This is a genomic window from Falsochrobactrum tianjinense (genome assembly GCF_019100495.1).
Lineage (GTDB): Bacteria > Pseudomonadota > Alphaproteobacteria > Rhizobiales > Rhizobiaceae > Brucella > Brucella tianjinense.
Genome location: NZ_JAHRVA010000001.1, coordinates 507046 through 524909 on the forward strand (window position 1 = coordinate 507046; position 17864 = coordinate 524909).

The window sequence follows — 17864 nt, forward strand, 5'->3', positions numbered from 1 at the left end:
GCTGCGGCCATTGCTACGCCTGCGCTGGATGAGGCATTCGCCATCTTTCCCGCAATTTTTCAGTCCGTCCGGTTTCCGGGAGAGAATGTCGTGCATCATGCGTCCCTGACCAAGAATTTGACCCATCTCCAGCGCCTTGAAGCCGAAGCGATCCATATTTTCCGCGAGGTTGCAGCGACATTTTCCAATCCGGTCATGCTCTATTCGGTGGGCAAGGATTCCTCGGTCATGCTGCATCTGGCGATGAAGGCGTTCTATCCGGCCCCTCCGCCTTTTCCCTTTCTGCATGTGGATACGACATGGAAATTTCGCGAAATGATCGAATTTCGCGATGCCCAGGCGCGCCAGAAGGGCTTTGAACTGCTGGTCCATATCAATGAAGATGGTGTGCGCGAGGGCGTCGGCCCGTTCACCCATGGCTCAAATGTCCACACCCATATTATGAAGACGGTAGCGCTGCGCCAGGCACTCGACAGGTACAAGTTCGACGCGGCCTTTGGCGGCGCGCGGCGCGATGAGGAAAAATCCCGCGCCAAGGAGCGCATTTTTTCCTTCCGCAACAGCCAGCACGGCTGGGACCCCAAAAACCAGCGTCCGGAAATGTGGAAAATCTACAATACCCGTATTTCCCAAGGGGAATCGATCCGTGTCTTTCCGCTGTCCAACTGGACGGAACTCGATATCTGGCAATATATCTTGCAGGAAAACATCCCCATCGTGCCGCTTTACTTTGCCGCGCGCCGTCTGGTGGTCGAACGCGACGGAATGCTCATCAAGCTTGATGATGATCGCATGAAGCTTGCACCCCATGAGCGGGTCGAGGAGCGGCTGGTGCGCTTTCGCACGCTTGGCTGCTATCCGCTGACCGGGGCGATTGAATCGAGCGCATCAAGCCTGCCGGAAATTGTCGAGGAAATGCTGATCGCGCGCACGTCTGAACGTCAGGGTCGCGCTATCGATCGCGATGAAGCCGGATCGATGGAAAAGAAAAAGCGCGAGGGCTATTTCTGATGAATACGATGGTAAAGTTTGCCGTTGGCAATGATGCGGTCAGTGATTTTTTGGCGGATCAGGAGCGCAAGACGCTGCTGCGTTTTCTGACCTGCGGTTCGGTCGATGACGGCAAGTCCACGCTCATCGGACGCCTTCTCTATGATACGAGGCTGATCTTTGAGGACCAGCTGGCGGCGCTGAAGAATGACAGCCGCAAATTCGGCACCACCGATGACGATTTCGATTTTGCGCTGCTGGTGGACGGGCTGGAAGCCGAGCGCGAGCAGGGCATCACCATCGATGTGGCCTATCGCTTCTTTTCCACGCCGCGGCGCAAATTCATTGTCGCCGACACGCCGGGCCATGCGCAATATACGCGCAATATGGCGACGGGTGCATCCACGGCGGATCTGGCGATTGTGCTTGTCGATGCGCGGCAAGGCGTGCTTACGCAGACGCGCCGCCATTCCTTCATCGCTTCCCTGCTTGGCATCCGCCATATCGTGCTTGCGGTGAACAAGATCGATCTGGTTGATTTTTCCCAAGATGTTTTCGACAGGATTGTTGCCGATTATATGGGTTTTGCGAGGGACCTGAATTTCGCCAGCACTCAGGCCATCCCGATTTCGGCCCGCTTTGGCGATAATGTCAGCAGCCTTTCGCCACAAACTGGCTGGTATGAAGGGCCTTACCTGCTCGAACATCTGGAAACCGTGCGCATCGATACGGAAGCGTCCACAAGGCCGCTGCGTTTTCCTGTGCAATATGTGAACCGGCCCGATGCCGATTTCCGCGGTTTCTCCGGTACGGTCGCCGCAGGCTCTATTGGAACCGGCGACGTGGTGGTGGCCGCCAAGTCCGGCAAGCAATCGCGGGTCAGGCGGATCGTCACCTATGATGGCGATTTGCAAAGCGCTTCCGAGGGGCAGGCGGTGACGCTTGTTCTGGAGGACGAGATCGAAGTCTCACGCGGCAATATGCTGGTTAGTATGGAAGATCGCCCCGAAGTGGCGGATCGCTTTACAGCCAGTATTGTCTGGTTCGGTGAAGAGCCGTTGCAGCCGGGCCGCTCCTATCTGCTGCGCACCGAAGCTGACCAGACGCCGGTCGTTGTCAGCGAAATCCGCTACCGGACCGACGTAAATACATTTGCTCGCACACCAGCCCCGCATCTCGACCTCAATGAGGTTGGCTTCTGCCATCTCCAGACGGTGGAGCCGATTGTCTTCGATGCCTATGGCGACAATCGCGGTACGGGTGCCTTTGTGCTCATCGACCGACTCACCAACGCCACCATTGGCGCGGGCATGATTAAAGACGCATTGCGGCAGGCGACCAATATTCATTTGCAGGCGTTCGACCTCGACAGGCAGGCGCGCGCTGCGCAGAAATTCCAGAAACCGGCGGTGCTCTGGTTCACCGGGCTTTCGGCGTCGGGAAAATCCACCATCGCCAATCAGCTTGAACAGCGCCTTCACGCATTGGGCAAACATACCTATCTGCTCGATGGCGACAATATCCGCCATGGCCTCAACAGCGATCTGGGCTTCTCCGATGTGGATCGCGCCGAGAATATCCGCCGTATCGGCGAGGTGGCGCGCCTGATGGCCGATGCGGGTCTGATTGCGCTTGCCGCGTTCATTTCGCCGTTCCGCGCCGAGCGCGACCGCGTTCGCGCGGGTCTGCCGGAAGGCGAATTCATCGAAATATTTGTCGATACCCCCATCGAGGAATGCATGGCGCGCGACCCCAAGGGGCTTTATGCGCAGGCCCTGCGCGGAGAGATTACGGCTTTCACCGGGATCGATTCCCCTTATGAAGCACCGACCGCACCGGAACTGTATCTGCATACCTCAGGACGCACCATTGACGAACTGGTCGCGGAAGTGGAGAAATATCTCGCCGGTCGCGGTATCATCGGCAGCTATGGCAGTGATTCCTGGTCGATCTGAAAAAATGACAGTATTCCATTCCCAAAAGGCGGAACTGAACGGCAATGCCCTGCTTGCCGCCTTGCAGGAGGCCGCTCTTGCGGCCGGGCGTGTCATCATGCGCTATTATGAGGATGGCTGTGCGGTCTACAGCAAGGAAGATCAATCGCCAGTCACGGAAGCCGATCGCGCCGCCGAAGCGATCATTCTTGCAGCCCTTGCAACGGCTGCCCCGCAAATTCCGGTCGTTGCGGAAGAGGAAGCCGCAGCCGGGCGTCTGCCTGCTCAATTGGGGCGGAAATTCTTCCTGATCGACCCATTGGACGGAACCCGTGAATTTCTCAAGCGCAATGGCGATTTCACCGTCAATATCGCCCTCATCGACAATGGCGCGCCGGTGCTGGGTCTGGTCTATGCGCCCACGCGCAATCTGCTTTATCTGGGCGGGCCTGACGGGGCTGTAGAACTGCACACAAACGCTGGCCATGAGGCGCAACAGGCACGCATGATTGCAGCGCGCATTGCCCCACCCGATCCCGTGGCCGTTTGCAGCCGATCACATCGTACAGCGCAGACCGACCGGTTTCTGCACGGTAACCGCCTGGATCAGTTCATTTCGGTGGGGTCTTCGCTTAAATTCTGCATGATTGCACGCGGCGAAGCGGATATTTATCCGCGCTTTGGCCCGACGATGGAGTGGGATACGGCGGCAGGCGACGCAGTGCTGCGTGCGGCGGGTGGAATGACGGCCACATTCGATGGTGTGCCACTCACCTATGGGCGGCGTGCGGATGGCACGATGGGGGGGTTCGCCAACCCGGATTTTATCGCTTACGGGGCGGGCGGGATGCCGGTTTTTGCTGGACGCTGAAAATCGTGTCAAAAAAGCAGGGAATGCTCTTGCGGCTTGAAAATTGCGGGGCTATAAGCCGCCACAGGTCATGGCCAAATAGGCCACGGAGTGTAGCGCAGCCTGGTAGCGCACGTCGTTCGGGACGACGGGGTCGGAGGTTCGAATCCTCTCACTCCGACCATTATTTGTTTCTCCCAAAGACTGACATCCGCATGAATTCGCCGTCATATTCGGCAATGGAGATCAGGCGATCCCGGTCGAGAATTTCTACCTTGTAGGATTTGAAAATCACCAGCCCTTCCTCGCGTAGCTCCCGCAACATGCGGTTGAGGTGAATGGGCGTCAGTCCCAGCGCGTCGGCAAGCTGATATTGGGTAAGCGGGCAATAAAAGATATCTGGTTCGCCAATGCCGCAGGCGCGCACGCGGTCCGAGAGCTCCAGCAAGAGATGAGCAGTGCGTACGAAAGCACTTCGGCATCCGACATTGGTCAGATGCTCAATCAGCATCGAGCGCTGCCGCGATAGAAGTTCGATGAGGACGAGGCTTAGCTTGGGTGCTTGCCTGATACCTTCCTCCAGCGAAGAGAGTGGTATTTCAAATACCGACATCGGCGTGATTGATGCAATCGTATTGTAGCTGTAGCCATCAGCGGTCCTCAGTCCGACAAAATCGCAGCGCATCGGAAAATCGATAATCTGCCGCTTGCCATTGGCGAGGTCGCGATAAACGCAGCCCCAACCCGATGAAACAAGATGAATACTCTGGATGCGCGCGCCCTGATCGATGATGACGGTATCTGCGGGATATTGATTTTCCGTAACTGCAAGAGAGGAAAGAGCGCTTAACTCGTGCGTTCCGAGCTTGGCCAGGATTGGAGAGGACTCCAATAAACCAACCAGAGCTTCGGTAGGCGGGGCGGTGCTATGCCTGTTACCGCTGTGCATTTTTACTGCCTATGCCCAACGAAAGATATAGAAGCTATATCTTTCGATCCCCAAGGTCATTCTTATAGTCAGTGCGATTTTCCGAAAATCGCTAACCTAAGTTAATGACACGATTATTTAGCAATAGCAATATTTAGACTGATCTACATCGGGGTTAGCAATAAAATTTCGCATAAAATGCTGTCGTTTTGGGCAGCTATAGTGTTTGCGTAAAAAAAGCCTGAATAACAGGGGGACGGTATAATGTTTGAAATAATGGAGCGATATCTATGGGCTGCGCCTGACGGAACCAACAATGGAGCATTGATCGGAGCTGGCGCAGCCTTGGAAAACGGCGAGCGTGAGGCGACCCCGTCCGTACGTGGCGAACATCATCTCCTGCTCGTTTGCAAAAGCAATCTGGAGCGCGAATGTCTCTATAACGGCTTGATAATGAATGGGTTGAAGTTGCCCGTCGTCTCTCATGCCGCTATCAGTAAGAATATGCCGCTTGATGGGGCGGCAGTCATTTTGATGCATATCGGCTCACGGCGCCTCGCTGATCCGTTCTTCTCCGAAGAAGTGGAAACGACAATCAAGGCTTGGCACCCGGTCCCAGTTGTGCTGCTTGCGGAACGCGAGGACTGGCCGCAGGTGGTTCGCGCCATGGAGATCGGCGCGCGCGGCTATATTCCTACATCTGTCGATATCAGAATCTGCGTCGAAGCCATTCATCTGGCCATGGCGGGTGGAATGTATGTGCCGGCTTCGATGCTGACAAAACCGGCCACCCGTGATCTTGATGGCGACGTGCTGGGTGAATTGCTGACTGTACGCGAAATCGAGGTCGTGCACGCTATAAGAGTAGGCAAGTCGAACAAGATCATTGCCTTTGAACTGGGTATGAGCGAAGGGACCGTCAAGGCCCATGTCCATAATATCATGAAGAAAATCGGTGCGGCCAATCGCACGGAAGTCGCCTGCAAGCTGCATAAAATGTATGGAAACAAATTCAACGGCGACTGAGACAGAGCATTTCCAGCAAAAGTGCGAAGCGGTTTTGCGTGGGACCATGCGAGAACCAAAAGAGCATTTCCTGCAAAAGTGCGAAGCGGTGTTGCGAGGGACAATGCGAGAACCAAAAGAGCATTTCCTGCAAAAGTGCGAAGCGGTGTTGCGAGGGACAATGCGAGAACCAAAAGAGCATTTCCAGCAAAAGTGCGAAGCGGTTTTGCGTGGGACAATGCGAGAAACAAAAGAGCATTTCCAGCAAAAGTGCGAAGCGGTTTTGCGTGGGCCAATGCGAGAAACAAAAGAGCATTTCCAGCAAAAGTGCGAAGCGGTTTGGCGTGGGACAATGCGAGAAACAAAAGAGCCTTTCCAGCAAAAGTGCGAAGCGGTTTTGCGTGGGCCAATGCGAGAAACAAAAGAGCATTTCCAGCAAAAGTGCGAAGCGGTTTTGCGTCCGGACAATGCGTAAAAATAAATAGAGGGCTGTTCCAGTGCTTCAATCAAAACTGGAGCTGCTCAAGGCGACAATTATCAATCATTATCCTGTTTGACCATAAGTGTAGGGGCAGATTTTCATCTGCCCCTACAGAATGAGAGTGGGTATCCTTGAGGGGGTATGGACTCTCATTCTTTCGTTAGCGGGAGGAATGTAAGAAGCCTCCTTCGCGTTTCTTCAGACAGGGCCGAAAAATCCATTAGCTTTTTTGAACGGTGGTGTTCTTCCAATAGGAGCTGGCCCCATAAAAAATTAGGGCCGGAGCTGAACGCTGCCGGACGAGCCGCCGGAGGTCGAGCCATAGGCTGAACCTGACGAGCTGCCGAAAAACCCGGTTCCCGACTGCGACTGAGCCGCAGTTTGGCCACCAGAGCCAGCGCTGAATGTTCCGGTACCAATGCCAGCGCTAGCGCCGAATGGCGGGACGACGATAGCGCCGCCTACGACGCTGCCGCTGCCATTAGCCCAGCCCGTTGTCGCAGCACTGCCTTGAGCCATCGAGCCGCCGCCGCCAAAGCTGAAGCCGCTGACGGTTGAACCGGCGCCGCTGGTGCCGCCATAGTTGCCGCCCCAGTTGATGGTCTGTGACGCTGCTGGCAGTGCGCTGGCGGCAACGAGGGCCACCGCTGCAAAAAGGATTTTTTTCATGATTTTGACTCCTCCAAATTTTGGCAATTCATTGATTGCCAGGCATATCCCGACGATACACCCCGCTACCCATAGCTGAACGCCCGGCAGCCATGGGTAGAAGGCTACATCAACGGTATGAGACGCATATGCGAGGTTGATGCGCAGCATGTGTCGCGGGCAAGCCGATGTGCTCGCCCTGAATGCGTGTCACATCACTGGTCGCGGGCAGTGCCATGCCCGGCCATTTCGCGCGGTGGTCCGTATGACGCATCCCTTGGCCCTCAGTTCGCTCGACGAGAGGCCGAGCGCTCTGGCGGAATAGGTGCGCTTGCGTCCTGCGGGTGCCGGTGTGGCAGCCCGTGGGGCGGCAGCAGGGACAACTGCGGGTGCTTCTTCCGTAGATGCCGATGCAAACAGCGTCCTTCTGGCCGGTCGCGGGGCGGCGGTCCGGCTGGCGACGCCCTGTGACGGGCAGACGAAACCGGTTGCGTTCAGCGAGGACCTGACCTCCTTGTTAAGGCAGATCAGATCCAGTGCGGCCCCTTTGTGCCCCATGCCAAGAAGTGCTGCGGCAAATGCGCGACGGTTACATTCGCGCATTTCATACGTGCTGCCAAAGCCGAAGCCCCAGCCGGTCGCTCCCACGCCAACACTGGTCGAGCCTGCGCAGGAATGTACCCCCGCAGCCACCAGACCCGGCGCAAATGCGGGTACCGAGGTTTTGATTTTACTCGGCGAAACGCTGCCACCGCTGATCGCGATGGAGGACGAGCCGGCTTGCGATGCGGAATTTGTAGCGTTTTCAACGCCGATCGTCTGTGAAAAAGCCACTCCCCCATAAAGAAGAAATGCGCCAGACAAGCAAAGGATACCCAGTTTAGACATAGCTAACCCCTTCCATTTTAAGTCTATTTGTTGATGTTATTTTGATAGTGGCGCCAATATCATTTATTTTGTTATGCCGTTTTGCCTGCAAAAAGGATTAAAGAAATAATATGAAAAATAGAGAAAGGGGAAACATGTTTATTGGATTAATATTTATTCCTAAAGTTTATAGTTTACCTTGAATTTAACCTAGATCTCTATCTTTTGAATGGGATATAGATCTAAATCTATACTTAAGTTGCGCGTATAAACGAAAGTTCAACATCCTGATCACTAGTGGCAGTGAACTTGACATCCAGGTTTGGGAAACGGTGGTAAAAGAATCAACTTTCGATTCGAATTGTCATCAATCAGTTGCTTTCTCTTGCAAAAAGAAGAAATTACCAGTTCGCGATCAGAGTAATCCATTGCCGGACACAAAATGCAGCTTACGCCTCGTCATAATGCAATTCTGGATATCGCCCGCCGACAGGGACAGGTTCTGGTCGACGATCTTGCTGTTGCATTTGATGTGACGCCGCAAACCGTGCGCAAAGATCTCAACGATCTTTGCAAGGCGCGTCTGCTGCGCCGCATTCACGGCGGGGCGCTTTATCCCTCGGGCGTTGAAAACATGGAATATGAGGCGCGCCGCCGAATTGCCGCGCATGAAAAGGAACAGATCGGCCGCGCCGCCGCAACGATGATCCCTGAAGGGGCATCGCTTTTCATCAATATCGGCACGACGACCGAGGCGGTCAGCCATGCGCTGATCGACCACAATCATCTGATGGTCATCACCAACAATATCAACGTGGCCAATACGTTGCGCGTCTATCCCCAGATCGAAGTCGTAATTGCGGGCGGGGTCGTGCGCGCTTCCGATGGCGGTATTGTCGGCGAAGCGGCGGTGGATTTTATCCGCCAGTTCAAGGTCGATTATGCGATTATCGGCGCGTCTGCCATGGATGAGGACGGCGCGTTGCTCGATTTCGATTTCCGCGAGGTGAAGGTGGCGCAGGCAATCATCGCCAATGCGCGCCATGTCATTCTCGTAACTGATTCCACCAAGTTTGAGCGCACAGCCCCGGTGCGCCTGGGTCATATATCGCAGGTCGATACCTTCATTACCGACCGTTGCCCCTCGCGGCAATTGCGAGATTTATGTCGCGAGCACGATGTCGAGCTCATCGAAACGGATCAGGCCACGGCAAGCGAAAAGGAAATTTGAAGATTTCGTTTCCTTTTCATTTTGCTTTCATTTGGAATTAATTGTATTTCGCTTTGGTGGTGGAGATAATCTTCAGAGGTCGCCATGGCGCAGGAAAAGACACTCGACATTTTTATTATCGGCGGCGGTATCAACGGATGCGGCATTGCGCGCGATGCGGCGGGGCGTGGCTTTTCCGTGGGCCTTGCGGAAATGAACGACTTGGCGAGCGGCACTTCCTCGCGCGCCACCAAGCTCATTCATGGCGGCTTGCGCTATCTGGAATATTACGAATTCCGGCTGGTACGCGAAGCGCTGATGGAGCGCGAGGTTCTTTGGGCCAATGCGCCGCATATCATCCATCCGATGCGTTTCGTGCTGCCCTATCACAAGGGTGGCGTGCGTCCGGCATGGCTGCTGCGCCTTGGCCTGTTTCTTTATGACCACCTGGGAGGGCACAGGAAGCTGCCTACGACGCGCACGCTCGACATGCGTACTGATCCGGCAGCCGCTTCCCTGAAACCGCTTTTTACCAAGGCGTTCGAATATTCCGATTGTTGGGTCGACGACGCCCGTTTCGTGGCGCTGACGGCGCACGACGCTGCCAATCGGGGTGCTGCGATTCATACCCGGACAAAAGCGGTTTCTGCGCGCCGTGATGCCGATGCATGGACACTGGTACTTGAGAATACCGATACGGGCGTGCAGAAAGAGGTCCGTGCGCGGCTTCTGGTCAATGCCGCTGGCCCATGGGTCGATAAAGTGTTGCAGAATATCGAGGGGGAACGCCAGCTCCATAATGTCCGTCTGGTACAGGGCAGCCATATCGTGGTGCGTAAGAAATTTCCCGGCTCACGCTCCTATTTCTTCCAGAATAATGACGGGCGGATCATTTTTGCAATTCCCTATGAGGATAATTTCACGCTGATAGGCACTACGGATCAGGATTATCACGGCGATCCGGCCAAGGTGGCGATTACCGGGGAGGAAATCATCTATCTGTGTGATGCCGCCAGCGAATATTTCCGCGAGCCGGTGCGCACCGAAGACGTTGTCTGGGCCTATTCCGGCGTGCGCCCGCTCTATGATGATGGCGCAAGCAAGGCGCAGGAGGCGACGCGCGATTATGTGCTCAAGGAAGACGCGCCGGAGGGTGCGGCCCCACTCATCCATGTCTTTGGCGGCAAGCTGACCACCGCGCGAAAGCTGGCCGAGCATATGCTCGAAAAGATCGAGCGCCGGCTGGGTAGAAAAGCTGCGCCATGGACCTATGCGGCTCCTTTGCCGGGTGGCGATTTTCCGGAAACAGCTTTTGAGCAGGAGCTTGAAAAACTCAAAGCCGCCTATCCGTTTCTTTCGCCCGCCCATGCCCGCCGCTTGTTCCGCCTTTATGGAACGCGCGCGGGCATATTGCTTGGCAGTGCCGCCTCGCATGCGGATTTGGGGGAGTATTTCGGAGCAGATCTCTATGCGGCGGAAGTTCGCTACCTGATCGAAAACGAATGGGCGCGCAAGGCGGAAGACGTGTTGTGGCGCCGCACCAAGCTGGGGCTGCGTCTCAATGCATCCGAAGTGTCGGTGCTGGAGACTTTCATGCTGCCCGAGACTGTTTCACATCGGTAATCCGCAACCTTAAAGAGCCGCCCGGCATAATAAATTGGCTTTACTCTTTTCCTTGGCTTTCAAACTGTCTAGTTAGGTCGTGGAGTTTTGGGAGGAGCGATGACCGGGCATGGCTGCGACAGGTAAGAGAGCGACAATACATGACGTGGCCCGCCTTGCGGGCGTGTCGATCAAGACCGTATCGCGTGTCTATAATGATGAGCCGAACGTGCGCGATGCAATCCGCGAAAAGGTCAGACAGGCGGGCGCGGAACTACGCTATCGCCCCAATGCGGCGGCTCGCAATCTGGTTGAGCGTCGCTCGCATCTGATCGGGCTGTTCTTTGAAAACCCCAGCCAGAGCTATGTCACCGAATTGCAGGCCGGCGCGCTCGACAGGCTGCGCGGGACGCGCTATCGGCTGCTGATATTTCCCGTTGAAAACCGCGCGGATATTCGCGGCTCATTGATCGAAACCGCCCATGCGTCCGGTCTTGATGGTATTATCGTAACGCCGCCAATGTCTGATGATCCGGAAATCCTGCAGGAGCTTATCGCCTCCGCCATGCCTTTTGCGCGCGTGGCGGGCGATTTCAATGTGCATCCCACCGACAGCGTTGCCATTGACGATGACGCCGCCACCATTGATTTATTGCAATATCTTCTTGAACTCGCCCATACGAAGATCGCCATCATCATGGGGGATCTGACGCACCGTTCTGCACAATTGCGCCTTGGGGCCTATCGCCGGGCTCTGGAAAATGCCGGGATCGGGCGCAATCCCGATTATGAGGTCGAAGGGGGCTTCAGTTTTACCAGCGGGTTGAAAGCGGGAGAAAAGCTGCTTTCCCTGGAAGACCGGCCCACAGCAATTTTCGCATCGAACGACGATATGGCGGCGGCAGTGGTGCAGGTTGCCTATGAGCGCAAGATTGCAATTCCCGATGATCTGACTGTCGTGGGTTTTGATGACAGCACCATTGCCAATATGGTTTCGCCGCAGATCACCACCATCCGCCAGCCTATTTTTGAAATGACCCGCGATGCAGCCGATATGCTGCTGCACCAGATCGAGACGAGCGAGACAGCGCCCTCGCGCCGTATCGATCACAAGCTTATCATCCGTCAGTCTTCCGGCAAGGCTCCGTTCTAAAACGATGGCTTCTTCGGCCAAGCCGCGAGCTTGCGGGCAAAATGTGACACCGTGCTGTGCAGAAGCATGGTGAAAGCGGCCAGAACGAACAGGCAGGCGAACATCAGGTCCACTTTGGCGCGCCCATTGGCTAGCAGCATCAGATAGCCAAGCCCTCTTGACGCACCAACCCATTCGCCGATGACAGCCCCGATCGGCGCATAGACGCTCGCAAGGCTCAGGCCCGAGGCAAGCGCGGGAAAAGCCGCAGGTATGCGAACGCGAAACAGAATGGCTGGTCGCTTTGCACCGAGATTTTCGGCTGCATCGATCAGGTTCTGATCGGTGCGCTGCATGCCATCGAAAAAGGTGGAAACGACCGGGAAAAAGATCATCAATATAGTGACAGCGATTTTCGATTCCGGCCCATAGCCGAACCATAGAGTGAGGATCGGCGCGAGCGCGAAAATCGGAATGGCCTGACTAAAGACCATCACCGGCATGACCAGCCGTTGCATGAGTGGCGACATCATCAGCCCGATGGCAGTGATCGCGCCCACGATGCTGCCAAGCACGAGACCGCCCAGAACCTCGACAAAGGTCACAATAGCATTATCTGCGATCAGCCGCGCATTGGCGAAAAGCGCAAGGAAGACATCCAGCGGGCCGGGCAGGATGAAGCGCGGCATGTGCCATATGCTCACCACTGCCTGCCACAGCGCCAGAACCGCACCCGCCGACAGAAATCCGTCGGCGACGCGCCTTTTACGGGAACGTTTTGAAGCAACGCTTTCCACTTATGCGGCTTTCAATCCCATCTGCCAGAAGGAAGCCTCAAGCCTGCTTGCGGTTGCAAATATCTGGCAGAGGCGCGGCCAGCGCGGGCTGTTCTCGAAATCCTCGCCGATACGGTCTTTTGCGGCCTGATCGAAGAGCTTGCCGACCATATGGCACATGTCCTGAAAATCGGTGCCCGCATAGGTATCGATCCACTCCCGATAGGGCGTGTCGGGTGCAGCACTGGCGGCAAGGCTAAGGCCGATCTCGCCATAGCCATGCGCGCAGGGAACGAGTGCTGCCAGCAAATCGAGAAAGTCTCCGGTCTGCCCGCAATCGAGCACATAGCGCGTATATGCGAGATTTTCCGGCTCTTCCTCCGTGTTGAAAAGGTCCTCTTCGCTGATCCCCTCGCGCGCGCAGATGCCGATATGCAGCGGCAGTTCCACGTTGGCGAGACCGTGCATGATATCCGCGCAAAGACGTGTCTCCTGCAATGTCGTGGCCTTCACCACGCCAAGCGCCCATGCGCGCGCATAATGATGCAGATAGACATAGTCCTGCTTGAGATAATGCAGGAAAGCGGATCTCGACAGGGTTCCATCGCCAAGCCCGCGCACGAATGCATGGCCGATATAGGGCTTCCAATCGTCTAATGTTGCAGCGCGCAGCCGGCTGAAAAGTTCTGAAGAAAAATCCGGTTGCTGCAGGTTCATGACTTACCTCCTTCGGCATTCACATCGATGGCGAGTTTTTCTACAGGCAGGATGGATGGGACAAGGCCGTTCTCATGCAGGTAGGCCTCGTAGCGGCTCCAGCGGCCATGATCGAGGCTCGCAGGCGCACGCGAAAAACGTGCAACCGTGTCTTTCCATGCGCGCTGGTTCAGTTCGTCTTTGAGTTCCGTGCTGTAGGACGCAAACAGTTCATAGCCCTTGTCGGGATGGTTGACGATAAATTGCGCCGCCTTTTCAGTTGCTGCGAGAAAGCGCGATATTATCTCTTTCTCCAACTGGTTTTTGTTGGCGACATAGACCAGTTCGTCATAGGTCGGCACGCCCTCTTCTTCGACAAAGAAGCACTTGCCGGCGACACCCTCGACGGTCATCTGGTTCAGCTCGACATTGCGATAAGCGCCCATCACGGCATCGACCTGCTTCGACATCAGGGAAGGCGCGAGTGAGAAATTGACATTGATGAGTTCGACATCGGACAGTTTCACGCCGTGTTGCCCGAGAATAGTGCCGAGCAGGCTCTCTTCGACGCCAGCAACGGAAAAGCCGATCTTCTTGCCCTTGAGATCGGCGATCTTGTCCACCGATCCATCATCACGGGTCATCAGGCAGTTGAGCGGGGAATCGATCAGCGTGCCGACGCGAATGATCGGCAGACCCTCATGGACTTGCAGATGCACCTGCTGTTGATATGACACGGCAAGATCAGCTTGCCCTGCGGCCACCATCTTGGTCGGCGTCGATGCGTCGGCGGGTGCAATGATTTCCACATCAAGCCCTCCTTCCTTGAAAAGCCCAAGCTTGTCGGCGACGATGATCGGGCCGTGATCGGGGTTTACGTACCAGTCGAGGATCAGCTTTAATTTGTCATTGGCGTGTGCTGCCGAAGCGACGGTCAGGGCAGCGCTGAAAAGCGCGGCAAAAGCTAGTTTCTTCATCTTCATAACTCCGTAAATCAGGCAGTGTGGCTGTAATGCGCATGAGGGCGGGTGATCTTGATCCATTCCCGCACACGGGCTTCAGGGTCGGTGTTGAGCGTTATGTCCGTCACGACCGAAACAATATCCGCGCCTGCCTCGAATACGCCCGATGCACGCTCCACGCTCATGCCGCCAATGCCGACGAGCGGAATGTTGCCCATCTGCGCCTTCCATTCACCAAGGCGCGGCAATCCCTGCTGCTCCCATTTCATCTTTTTGAGAATGGTCGGATAGATCGGGCCGAGCGCGATGTAGTCGGGCCTGAGCGCGAGGGCGCGGTCAAGCTCGGCTTCGTCGTGGCTGGAGACGCCGAGTTTCAGGCCTCCGGCGCGAATGGCGTCGAGATCGGCATCATCAAGATCTTCCTGTCCCAGATGAATGAAGTCGCAGCCTTCTTCCAGCGCCAGCTTCCAGTAATCGTTGACGATCAGCTGGCAATCATGGGCTGCGCAAAGGTCGCGCGCTGCTCGAATTTCCGTGCGTAGTTCTGCCTCGCTATTGTCCTTGATACGCAGCTGCACAAGTTTGATACCCAGCGGCACCAGTCGTTCAAGCCAGCGAGCGCTGTCGAAAATCGGATAAAACGGGTCAAGAACCATCACAGAAAAGCCTTTCCGATGAGAGGAGTGGAGGGCGCGGCCATGTCGCGTGCGTCGATAGGGTCCGCCTCATAGGCGTTGCGCCCGGCCTCGATGGCGAGCGCAAAGGCCTTGGCCATGGATTTCGGGTTGCCTGCCTTGGCCACGGCGGTGTTTAACAGCACGGCATCGAAACCGAGTTCCATCGCCGCCGCCGCATGGGACGGCACGCCGATTCCGGCATCGACGACCAGCGGAGTGTCGGGAAAATGCGCGCGCATCGTTTTCAGCGCATAGGGATTGTTCAATCCGCGCCCGGAGCCGATGGGCGCGCCCCATGGCATCAGAACCTTGCATCCTGCTTCAAGCAGTTTCTCGGCCACGACGAGATCGTCATTCATGTAGGGAAAGACCTCAAATCCGTCGTCGCAGAGTGTGCGTGCGGCTTCGACAAGCCCGAACGGGTCGGGCTGTAGCGTGTCCTGATCGCCGATGACTTCCAGTTTGATCCATGCCGTGCCGAACACTTCGCGCGCCATGTGGGCAGTGGTGACAGCCTCGCGCGCCGTGTGGCAACCCGCCGTATTGGGCAGAACCTGGACGCCGAGCTCCTTGATGAGCGACCAGAAATCCTGACCGGCGCGCATGTCTCCGCTTTCGCGGCGCAGCGACACCGTGACGATCTGACTGCGGGAGGCGCGCACTGCGTCGGCGAGAATGGCAGGCGAGGGATATTGCGCTGTGCCAAGCAGCAGGCGGCTTTCAAATGTTTTGCCGTAAAATTCAACCATCTTAACCTCCTTGCATCGGGGCGAGCACTTCTATGCGGTCGCCCTCATGAATGGTGGTTGTTGCGCGCTCGTCGCTCGCGATGAATTCGCCATTGAGCGCGGTTGCGACTACGGCTTCATCAAGCTCGATTTCAGCCAGCAGTGCCGCGAGATTGGACGAGGCAGTTTCCTGAACCTCGCCATTCAAAACGATGTTCATGCATAATCCTCCATGAATTCAGGGTGGGCTTTCGGATCGGTCGCTGCCGCAACCGCCATGCGGGCGACCGCTGGCGAAAGCAGGAAACCGTGCCGGTAAAGTCCGTTGACATAGATCGTGTTGCCGCGGCGGCGTACGCGCGGCAGGTTATCGGGAAAGGCGGGGCGGGCATCGACGCCGGTTTCGAGGATATCGGCTTCGCCGAACGCCGGATGCAGCGCATAGGCCGCGCTCAGCAACTCCAGCGTCGCGCGTACGCTGATGCCCGTGCGCTGGTCGCTCTCGATCATGGTTGCACCGACCATATGCACCCCATCGCCGCGCGGCACGATGTAGACCGGTATGCGCGGATGCAGGAGGCGCACGGGCCGGGTGAGATTGATGTCACGGGATCGCACCACGAGCATTTCGCCCTTCACGCCGCGCAGATCGGGCAGTTCGCCGCGGGCGGCAAGCCCGCGTGCATCCACAACGATGTCGGCATTGATTGCCGTTTCTTTCGCGTCCACGCCCAGTTGGAAAACCACCCCCCTTCGCTGCAAGCGCTCCGCAAGTTCGATCAGCGTCTTGCGCGGATCGAGGTGGCCTTCGCGGGCAAAGTACAGGGCCTGGCGGAACCGCCCGGCAAGGTCCGGCTCCAGCTCGTCGATACGTTCCTGATCGATCATGTCGAAAGCTTCGGTGCGGCGGGCAAACCGGCGCAGCTCGCTCGTGTCGCGCGTATGGGAAAGCACAAGCGTGCCCTCACGCCTGACCGTGGAAACATGCCGTTCCCACCAGCCGATGGCTTCCTGTCCAAGGCGCACGACGGATTCTTCAGCGCTTTCACCTTCACACCACGGTGCGAGCATGCCCCCTGCAAGCCATGAGCAGCAGTCGGCCCCTATATGCGGGCTGCGTGCGATGACGGTGACGGCATGGCCTTGGTCGGTAAATTCAGCGGCTGTGGCAAGTCCGGCCACGCCGGCGCCGATGATCGTGACGCGCATCACACCGTCTCCCACAGGGCATGGAAATGATGCACCGGGCCGTGACCGCTGCCGACCCGGAGTTGGCCTGCCGCGCGGATTGCGCCTTGCAGATATCGGTGTGCTTCTACGAGCGCCTTTTCGAGCGCCAGATTCTTGGCCAGTTCTGCTGCAATTGCCGAGGAAAGAGTACAGCCGGTGCCATGCGTGTTGCCTGTGAGGACGCGCGGCGCTTCCAGACGAAAAGTGGGTCTGTCATGGCGGATCAGGAGATCGGTGCAGAGCGAGCCTTCCGCGTGGCCACCTTTCATCAGGACGGCCTTCGCGCCAAGCTTGAGCAAGGCGTGGCCCTGCGCTTCGGCTTCGTCGTCATTGCGTGCGACGTTGGTATCGAGCAAACAGGCGGCTTCCGGCCTGTTGGGTGTCAATACGGTCGCGAGCGGGATCAGTTTCTCACGCAAGACCGAGATTGCCGCCTCGCTCAAAAGCCTGTCGCCGGATTTTGCGACCATCACCGGATCAAGGACGAGAGGTCCGGAAAAGTGCGCAAGCCCGCGCGCAATGGCCTCGATGGTTTTCGGTGCTGAAACCATGCCGATCTTGACCGCTGCCACATCGAGATCGCTGAATACGGCATCGATCTGGGCCGAGACGATGTTTGCCGGCACGTCATGCACGGCTGTAACCGTATGGGTGTTCTGCGCGGTAATGGCGGCAATCACGCTCGCACCATAGACGCCGAGCGCCGAGAAGGTCTTGAGATCGGCCTGAATGCCCGCACCGCCGCCGCTGTCGGAACCGGCAATAGTCACGCATATCGGCACAGGGGCCGCATTGCCTTTGAGTGTATTGGTTCGGGAGAAACTTTGTCTCTGGTTCATAGTTACGTCTCTCATTCCGAACGGAAGGTGAGACGTCATGAACTGGTTTGGAACATGAGCTCCATTGAGGGATTGCCCCTCATCCGCGACGCGTCAAACTCCGTTCCCTACGCAGGTATTACCCGGATCAGGTTCAATGGGTTAACGTGGCGAACACGTCTCTCAGCCTCGAAAGGCACCCCAACGAATTTTGGTCCTTCAGGAATAGGCCGGAAATGCCGATGGGTCAAGTAGTTGGAAAAATTCCGATTGTACGGCTTGACCTTCCAACGGTTGGAAGGATTATTTATAGTGCAACTCTTGATATTG

Annotated in this window: 19 protein-coding genes, 1 tRNA gene and 1 riboswitch; of the genes, 9 read left to right on the forward strand and 11 right to left on the reverse strand. The window is 56.6% G+C overall.

The window, feature by feature from the left end:
• Positions 1-90: 90 nt before the first annotated feature.
• The 4 genes from cysD to KUG47_RS02375 all read left to right on the forward strand — a co-directional run bounded on the left by cysD (position 91) and on the right by KUG47_RS02375 (position 3958).
• Positions 91-1011 carry a sulfate adenylyltransferase subunit CysD gene (cysD, locus tag KUG47_RS02360; RefSeq protein ID WP_217676342.1) on the forward strand — a complete coding sequence of 307 codons (921 nt, stop codon included), beginning with the start codon at positions 91-93 and terminating at the stop codon, positions 1009-1011.
• Complete coding sequence (cysN, locus tag KUG47_RS02365) at positions 1011-2945, forward strand: sulfate adenylyltransferase subunit CysN (RefSeq protein WP_217676343.1); 1935 nt, start codon at positions 1011-1013, stop codon at positions 2943-2945. The genes cysD and cysN overlap by 1 nt, the downstream gene beginning before the upstream one ends.
• Before the next feature lie 4 nt (positions 2946-2949).
• Complete coding sequence (gene cysQ, locus KUG47_RS02370) at positions 2950-3795, forward strand: 3'(2'),5'-bisphosphate nucleotidase CysQ (protein ID WP_217676344.1); 846 nt, start codon at positions 2950-2952, stop codon at positions 3793-3795.
• Between the two features lie 86 nt (positions 3796-3881).
• A tRNA-Pro gene (locus tag KUG47_RS02375) sits at positions 3882-3958 on the forward strand.
• Here the strand turns inward: KUG47_RS02375 and KUG47_RS02380 are convergent.
• A complete protein-coding gene (locus KUG47_RS02380) occupies positions 3959-4723 on the reverse strand; it encodes a Crp/Fnr family transcriptional regulator (RefSeq protein ID WP_217676345.1) in 765 nt (254 codons plus the stop codon).
• A gap of 243 nt (positions 4724-4966) precedes the next feature.
• On the opposite strand from KUG47_RS02380, the gene KUG47_RS02385 reads away from it, so the two are divergent.
• Complete coding sequence (locus tag KUG47_RS02385; RefSeq protein ID WP_217676346.1) at positions 4967-5728, forward strand: response regulator transcription factor; 762 nt, start codon at positions 4967-4969, stop codon at positions 5726-5728.
• Complete coding sequence (locus KUG47_RS02390) at positions 5703-6182, forward strand: hypothetical protein (RefSeq protein WP_217676347.1); 480 nt, start codon at positions 5703-5705, stop codon at positions 6180-6182. The genes KUG47_RS02385 and KUG47_RS02390 overlap by 26 nt, the downstream gene beginning before the upstream one ends.
• Positions 6183-6461: 279 nt before the next feature.
• On the opposite strand, the gene KUG47_RS02395 is transcribed toward KUG47_RS02390, so the two are convergent.
• Both KUG47_RS02395 and KUG47_RS02400 read right to left on the reverse strand, forming a co-directional pair.
• Positions 6462-6857 carry a hypothetical protein gene (locus KUG47_RS02395; RefSeq protein WP_217676348.1) on the reverse strand — a complete coding sequence of 132 codons (396 nt, stop codon included), beginning with the start codon at positions 6855-6857 and terminating at the stop codon, positions 6462-6464.
• A gap of 189 nt (positions 6858-7046) precedes the next feature.
• The gene (locus tag KUG47_RS02400) at positions 7047-7724 is read right to left on the reverse strand and encodes a hypothetical protein (RefSeq protein ID WP_217676349.1); all 678 of its coding nucleotides are present in this window, start codon (positions 7722-7724) and stop codon (positions 7047-7049) included.
• 421 nt (positions 7725-8145) lie between these two features.
• Here KUG47_RS02400 and KUG47_RS02405 point away from each other — a divergent pair, with 421 nt between their 5' ends.
• The 3 genes from KUG47_RS02405 to KUG47_RS02415 all read left to right on the forward strand — a co-directional run bounded on the left by KUG47_RS02405 (position 8146) and on the right by KUG47_RS02415 (position 11668).
• A complete protein-coding gene (locus KUG47_RS02405; protein WP_217676350.1) occupies positions 8146-8934 on the forward strand; it encodes a DeoR/GlpR family DNA-binding transcription regulator in 789 nt (262 codons plus the stop codon).
• Between the two features lie 84 nt (positions 8935-9018).
• The gene (gene glpD, locus KUG47_RS02410; protein ID WP_217676351.1) at positions 9019-10536 is read left to right on the forward strand and encodes a glycerol-3-phosphate dehydrogenase; all 1518 of its coding nucleotides are present in this window, start codon (positions 9019-9021) and stop codon (positions 10534-10536) included.
• A gap of 109 nt (positions 10537-10645) precedes the next feature.
• Positions 10646-11668 carry a LacI family DNA-binding transcriptional regulator gene (locus KUG47_RS02415; RefSeq protein ID WP_217676352.1) on the forward strand — a complete coding sequence of 341 codons (1023 nt, stop codon included), beginning with the start codon at positions 10646-10648 and terminating at the stop codon, positions 11666-11668.
• Here the strand turns inward: KUG47_RS02415 and KUG47_RS02420 are convergent.
• Genes KUG47_RS02420 through thiD form a run of 8 tightly spaced genes read right to left on the reverse strand, consistent with a single transcriptional unit; the run spans position 11665 to position 17555 of the window.
• A complete protein-coding gene (locus KUG47_RS02420; RefSeq protein WP_217676353.1) occupies positions 11665-12444 on the reverse strand; it encodes an ABC transporter permease in 780 nt (259 codons plus the stop codon). The two genes, KUG47_RS02415 and KUG47_RS02420, sit on opposite strands and share 4 nt — an antisense overlap.
• On the reverse strand, positions 12445-13140 hold the full coding sequence (gene tenA / locus KUG47_RS02425) for a thiaminase II (protein ID WP_217676354.1): 696 nt from the start codon (positions 13138-13140) through the stop codon (positions 12445-12447).
• Complete coding sequence (locus tag KUG47_RS02430; protein ID WP_217676355.1) at positions 13137-14096, reverse strand: ABC transporter substrate-binding protein; 960 nt, start codon at positions 14094-14096, stop codon at positions 13137-13139. Before KUG47_RS02430 ends, tenA begins: the two co-directional genes overlap by 4 nt.
• Positions 14097-14113: 17 nt before the next feature.
• A complete protein-coding gene (locus KUG47_RS02435) occupies positions 14114-14740 on the reverse strand; it encodes a thiamine phosphate synthase (protein WP_217676356.1) in 627 nt (208 codons plus the stop codon).
• Positions 14737-15507 carry a thiazole synthase gene (locus KUG47_RS02440; protein ID WP_185917325.1) on the reverse strand — a complete coding sequence of 257 codons (771 nt, stop codon included), beginning with the start codon at positions 15505-15507 and terminating at the stop codon, positions 14737-14739. The genes KUG47_RS02435 and KUG47_RS02440 overlap by 4 nt, the downstream gene beginning before the upstream one ends.
• Before the next feature lies 1 nt (position 15508).
• Positions 15509-15706 carry a sulfur carrier protein ThiS gene (gene thiS, locus KUG47_RS02445; RefSeq protein ID WP_217676357.1) on the reverse strand — a complete coding sequence of 66 codons (198 nt, stop codon included), beginning with the start codon at positions 15704-15706 and terminating at the stop codon, positions 15509-15511.
• On the reverse strand, positions 15703-16695 hold the full coding sequence (gene thiO / locus KUG47_RS02450) for a glycine oxidase ThiO (protein ID WP_217676358.1): 993 nt from the start codon (positions 16693-16695) through the stop codon (positions 15703-15705). The genes thiS and thiO overlap by 4 nt, the downstream gene beginning before the upstream one ends.
• Positions 16695-17555 (reverse strand): bifunctional hydroxymethylpyrimidine kinase/phosphomethylpyrimidine kinase, encoded by an 861-nt coding sequence (gene thiD, locus KUG47_RS02455; protein WP_185917328.1) that lies wholly within the window; start codon positions 17553-17555, stop codon positions 16695-16697. Before thiD ends, thiO begins: the two co-directional genes overlap by 1 nt.
• An 87-nt stretch (positions 17556-17642) precedes the next feature.
• Positions 17643-17748: riboswitch (TPP riboswitch) on the reverse strand.
• Positions 17749-17864 lie beyond the last annotated feature (116 nt).

Coding starts and splice junctions, on each gene's coding strand:
- KUG47_RS02380 (WP_217676345.1), bottom strand. CDS start 4,723: ATGCACAGCGGTAACAGGCATAGCACCGCCCCGCCTACCGAAGCTCTG.
- glpD (WP_217676351.1), top strand. CDS start 9,019: ATGGCGCAGGAAAAGACACTCGACATTTTTATTATCGGCGGCGGTATC.
- KUG47_RS02405 (WP_217676350.1), top strand. CDS start 8,146: ATGCAGCTTACGCCTCGTCATAATGCAATTCTGGATATCGCCCGCCGA.
- KUG47_RS02385 (WP_217676346.1), top strand. CDS start 4,967: ATGTTTGAAATAATGGAGCGATATCTATGGGCTGCGCCTGACGGAACC.
- KUG47_RS02390 (WP_217676347.1), top strand. CDS start 5,703: ATGGAAACAAATTCAACGGCGACTGAGACAGAGCATTTCCAGCAAAAG.
- cysQ (WP_217676344.1), top strand. CDS start 2,950: ATGACAGTATTCCATTCCCAAAAGGCGGAACTGAACGGCAATGCCCTG.
- thiD (WP_185917328.1), bottom strand. CDS start 17,555: ATGAACCAGAGACAAAGTTTCTCCCGAACCAATACACTCAAAGGCAAT.
- thiS (WP_217676357.1), bottom strand. CDS start 15,706: ATGAACATCGTTTTGAATGGCGAGGTTCAGGAAACTGCCTCGTCCAAT.
- KUG47_RS02400 (WP_217676349.1), bottom strand. CDS start 7,724: ATGTCTAAACTGGGTATCCTTTGCTTGTCTGGCGCATTTCTTCTTTAT.
- tenA (WP_217676354.1), bottom strand. CDS start 13,140: ATGAACCTGCAGCAACCGGATTTTTCTTCAGAACTTTTCAGCCGGCTG.
- KUG47_RS02415 (WP_217676352.1), top strand. CDS start 10,646: ATGGCTGCGACAGGTAAGAGAGCGACAATACATGACGTGGCCCGCCTT.
- cysN (WP_217676343.1), top strand. CDS start 1,011: ATGAATACGATGGTAAAGTTTGCCGTTGGCAATGATGCGGTCAGTGAT.
- KUG47_RS02430 (WP_217676355.1), bottom strand. CDS start 14,096: ATGAAGAAACTAGCTTTTGCCGCGCTTTTCAGCGCTGCCCTGACCGTC.
- thiO (WP_217676358.1), bottom strand. CDS start 16,695: ATGCGCGTCACGATCATCGGCGCCGGCGTGGCCGGACTTGCCACAGCC.
- KUG47_RS02440 (WP_185917325.1), bottom strand. CDS start 15,507: ATGGTTGAATTTTACGGCAAAACATTTGAAAGCCGCCTGCTGCTTGGC.
- KUG47_RS02395 (WP_217676348.1), bottom strand. CDS start 6,857: ATGAAAAAAATCCTTTTTGCAGCGGTGGCCCTCGTTGCCGCCAGCGCA.